Consider the following 2,699-nt stretch of genomic DNA (forward strand, 5'->3'; position numbering starts at 1 on the left):
CCGTGGCGCCGTCCGCCACCACGCCGTCCGCCCCGCCTGCGACGGTCGGATCACCGCCGGTCTTCGCGGCGTCCACGCCGCAGCCGCGGCCGGTTTCCGTGGCGACGCAGGCGGCACACACCCCCTCGTCCCAGCCCTCGACGAACCCGCAGCCGACCTATTCCTCGCCGGCGGCCTACAGCCCCTCGCCGACTTTTGCCCCGTCCTCGCCGGGCCAGCCGCGGACGTCCGCTCCCGGGCATGTGACGGATGTGTCCGACGACCGGGACTACGGTCACGACGGGTCCATGTCTCGACGCGACGGTGCCGAGTCCGGCGCCGATGAGGGCTATCCGCCGTATCGGGAGCCGCGGGAGGGCCATCGGCCGAGCTACCCGACGTCGCGGCGGTCGGTCCGGCCGGTCGCCGAGGATGACGACGAGCTCGACGTCCCCGACTTTCTCAAGTAGTCGGGGACGGTGCCGGCCCGGGCCCGCTCGGCCGCGCCCAGGCCGGTCGTGTCCGTGTCCGCCGCTGTCCGTGTCGGTAGCGGCCCTATGAGCGTCTCTGGCCGCTCCGGCCCGGTGCCGGCGGCGATGTTACCGCCGCCGTCGCCGCGTGGGCGGGACCAGTCGTGAGCGCCGTTGGCGGGCCACCGCTGGCGGATGCTGGCCGGCGTGCGGAACTGCGGCTCAACCTCGCCGACGTCCGTGACCGGATCACCGTCGCGGCGGCCGCGGCAGGGCGTGCGGCCGGCGAGCTCACCCTTGTCGCGGTGAGCAAGACCTGGCCGGCGGCGGATGTTGTGCTGCTGCGTGAGCTGGGGGTCACCGACTTCGCGGAAAACCGGGAGCAGGAGGCTCGCCCAAAGGCGGCAGCTGTGACGAAACACCTTTTTGACGGTGAGGTTTCGGCCGCGTCGCGGTCGGGCTCGCGCGGCGCCGACCAGTGGATCGATCAGGGGACCGGCCAGGGGATCGAACGGGGGCGCCGGGTGGGCCAACCGCGCCAGGCCGGCCCGCCGGGCCCGGCGCCCGTGCCGTTGTCCCCGCCCTGCTGGCATTTCGTCGGTCAGCTCCAGCGCAACAAGGCCCGTTCGGTGACACAGTGGGCGCACTGGGTCCAGTCGGTCGACCGGGCGCCGTTGGTCGCGGCGCTGTCCAGCGCGGCGGTCGCACACGGTCGCGAGATCGTCGTCTGTCTGCAGGTGTCGCTGGACGGGCACAGCGCCAGCGCCGGTCGAGGCGGCGCGTCGCCAGCGGACATACCCGCCCTCGGCGATCTGGTGGTGGGCAGCCGGGGGCTCGTTCTCGCCGGGGTGATGGGGGTTGCGCCCCGCGGCGCGCCGGCTCGCCCGGCCTTCGCCAGGTTACGTGAGGTTTCGGACGTGCTTCGGCGAGGGCATCCCGAGGCGTCGGTGATCAGCGCGGGTATGTCTGGGGACCTTGCGGAGGCGGTGGCCGAAGGCGCGACACACCTTCGCATCGGGACGGCTTTGTTCGGTCAACGGCGTGGTGTCCCTTAGAGTCGCGCCCATGGGTGTCGCGCGCAGGGCGATGGTCTACCTCGGTCTGGCCGAGGAGGACGAAGACTACCTCGAGGACGAGTACGACGATGGCGGTCACGACGCCGGTCATGACGACCGGCGTGACGCCCGTGAGCCCATGCCCGCGGAGCGGTCGGTCCGTCGTATTGATGCACGTGAGGAGCCGCCTGCGATGCCGCGTCGCCCCCCGGTCGAACAGCTCCGGCCGACAGGCCCAGTCCCGATGCGCAGGCCGTCCGCGGTCGAGGAGCCGTCGCCCTATCGTATTACCACATTGCAACCGCGTAGTTACAATGAGGCACGGCAGATCGGGGAGGAGTTTCGCGACGGGACTCCGGTTATCATGAATCTGACTGAGATGGATGACGTCGATGCCAAGCGGCTGGTCGACTTCGCCGCGGGCCTCGTGTTCGGCCTGCGGGGGTCGATCGAGAAGGTCACCAACAAGGTGTTCCTGCTCTCGCCGCATAACGTCGAGGTCACCGAGACCGACAAACGGCGCATCCGTGAGGGTGGCTTCTACAATCAGTCATGATCATGTGTCAACCGTCATCGGACCACGGTCCCCGCAGGCACAGGAGAGTCCGCCATCAGTGCACTTGGTGACGTGATCTCCGCGCTGCTGCTTGTCTATCTGCTGCTGCTGATTGCGCGCGCGGTGATAGATCTTGTGCTCTCGCTGAACCACACCTTCAGACCAGCCGGAGTTCTGGTACTAGTCTTTGAGACCGTGTACACGGTCACGGACCCTCCGTTGAGATTCGTCCGGCGGTTTATTCCTCTTCTGCGGGTGGGCAGCGTTGCATTTGACCTTGGTTTCTTATTGATCTTAATTGTTATCATGGTCTTGCGGAGACTCGCGGGTGGGCTGTGACCAAGTCGCGCGCACGGCGAACGCGCACGGCAGACTGCCGCTGGACCGCCCTCTCCGGGGGAGCGGCAATGCCGCATCATGAGGAGGCGACGTGGCTCTGACACCGCAGGACGTGCAGAACAAGGTCTTCAGTCCGACTCGGTTCCGCACCGGGTACAACGAGGACGAGGTCGACTCCTTTCTCGATGATGTCGAGAGTGAGCTCACCAGGCTTCTGGACGAGAACACCGATCTGCGTCGGCAGCTCGACGAGGCACGCCGCGTGGGCGGTGGCGGCCCAGGCGTACCCGCTCAGGTCCT

The 2,699-nt window shown here is 68.5% G+C and carries 4 protein-coding genes and 1 pseudogene; all 5 read left to right on the forward strand.

Annotated elements, in window-relative coordinates; genetic code table 11:
• Positions 1 to 449, forward strand: a pseudogene (locus MJ785_RS21595) (hypothetical protein); the annotation flags it as partial.
• A gap of 164 nt (positions 450 to 613) precedes the next feature.
• Positions 614 to 1,504, forward strand: a complete 891-nt coding sequence (locus MJ785_RS21600; protein WP_239312193.1) for a YggS family pyridoxal phosphate enzyme — start codon at positions 614 to 616, stop codon at positions 1,502 to 1,504.
• A gap of 10 nt (positions 1,505 to 1,514) precedes the next feature.
• Entirely contained in the window at positions 1,515 to 2,060 is a 546-nt protein-coding gene (locus MJ785_RS21605) for a cell division protein SepF (RefSeq protein ID WP_239312200.1), read from the forward strand.
• A gap of 84 nt (positions 2,061 to 2,144) precedes the next feature.
• On the forward strand, positions 2,145 to 2,399 hold the full coding sequence (locus MJ785_RS21610) for a YggT family protein (protein ID WP_239347064.1): 255 nt from the start codon (positions 2,145 to 2,147) through the stop codon (positions 2,397 to 2,399).
• Between the two features lie 91 nt (positions 2,400 to 2,490).
• Positions 2,491 to 2,699 (forward strand): DivIVA domain-containing protein (locus tag MJ785_RS21615; protein ID WP_239382699.1); only part of this gene is annotated, 209 nt, incomplete at its 3' end.

Source organism: Protofrankia sp. CiT1 (assembly GCF_917627335.1).
Taxonomy (GTDB): Bacteria; Actinomycetota; Actinomycetes; order Frankiales; family Frankiaceae; genus Protofrankia.

What these genes read in the sequence shown, in the direction of transcription:
- MJ785_RS21605 (WP_239312200.1), top strand. Translation starts at nt 1,515, where the DNA reads ATGGGTGTCGCGCGCAGGGCGATGGTCTACCTCGGTCTGGCCGAGGAG.